At 66.1% G+C, this 1,130-nt stretch carries 1 protein-coding gene; it reads left to right on the top strand.

Going from position 1 to position 1,130, the window contains the following annotated elements; translation table 11 throughout:
• The first annotated feature begins 38 nt into the window (after nt 1–38).
• The gene (locus GBN72_RS00010; protein WP_151769529.1) at nt 39–1,130 is read left to right on the top strand and encodes an IS630 family transposase; all 1,092 of its coding nucleotides are present in this window, start codon (nt 39–41) and stop codon (nt 1,128–1,130) included.

The following is a 1,130-nucleotide window of genomic DNA, read 5'->3' as shown; positions in this document are numbered from 1 at the left end:
CCTAGTGACCTGAGTCGGAGATTCGTCGTTGGTTGGGCATGAGTCGTCCGGGTCCGAAGATTCCACCGTTGTCGGTGACTGATGCCCAACGAGCCGCGCTGGAGGGATGGGTCCGTCGTCGCACGACGGCCCAAGCCCTGGCCCAGCGGTCGCGGATCGTGCTGGAATGCGCCGAGGGCCACTCGATCATGGAAGTGTCCCGCCGGTTGCGGATCACCCCGGACACCGTCCGCACCTGGCGACGCCGCTTCCTCGAGCGGGGCCTGGACGGCCTGTGCGACGACCCGCGTCCGGGCGTCCCGCGCAAGATCACCGACGCGGACGTCGAGCGGGTCATCGTCAAGACGCTCGAGGAGACACCGAAGAACGCCACCCACTGGTCGACCAGATCGATGGCGGCCGCCACAGGGATGTCGCAGTCGACGATCTCGCGAATCTGGCGGGCGTTCGCCCTCGCCCCGCACCGGTCGCAGACGTTCAAGCTGTCCACCGACCCGCTGTTCATCGACAAGGTCCGTGACGTCGTCGGCCTCTACCTCGACCCGCCGGAGAAGGCACTGGTGCTCTGTGTGGACGAGAAGTCGCAGATCCAGGCACTGGACCGATCCCAGCCCGTCCTGCCGATGATGCCCGGCGTCCCCGAACGCCGCAGCCACGACTACGTCCGTGCCGGCACCACCACCTTGTTCGCCGCCCTGGAAGTGGCGACCGGCAAAGTCATCGGCTCGCTCCACCGGCGCCACCGGGCCGCCGAGTTCAAGAAGTTCCTCGCCACACTCGACAAGGAAGTACCGGCCGACCTCCAGGTCCACCTGATCCTCGACAACTACGCGACGCACAAGACACCCGACATCAAGAAGTGGCTCCTGGCCCATCCCCGGTTCCAGTTGCACTTCACGCCCACCAGCGCGTCCTGGCTGAACCTGGTCGAGCGGTGGTTCGCCGAGCTGACCCAGAAGAAGCTCAAGCGTGGCGTCCACCGCTCTGTTCAGGCCCTCGAGCGTGACATCCGGGGCTGGCTCGCCGACTGGAACGAGCACCCCAGACCCTTCGTCTGGACGAAGACGGCAGACGAGATCCTCGACAAAGTCGCCGCCTACTGCCGACGAATCTCCGACTCAGGTCACTAG

The organism is Streptomyces abyssomicinicus, from assembly GCF_008974245.1.
GTDB lineage: Bacteria > Actinomycetota > Actinomycetes > Streptomycetales > Streptomycetaceae > Streptomyces > Streptomyces abyssomicinicus.
The sequence above is the reverse complement of the archived record's forward strand: the minus strand, read 5'-3'. Positions and strand labels throughout refer to the sequence as shown.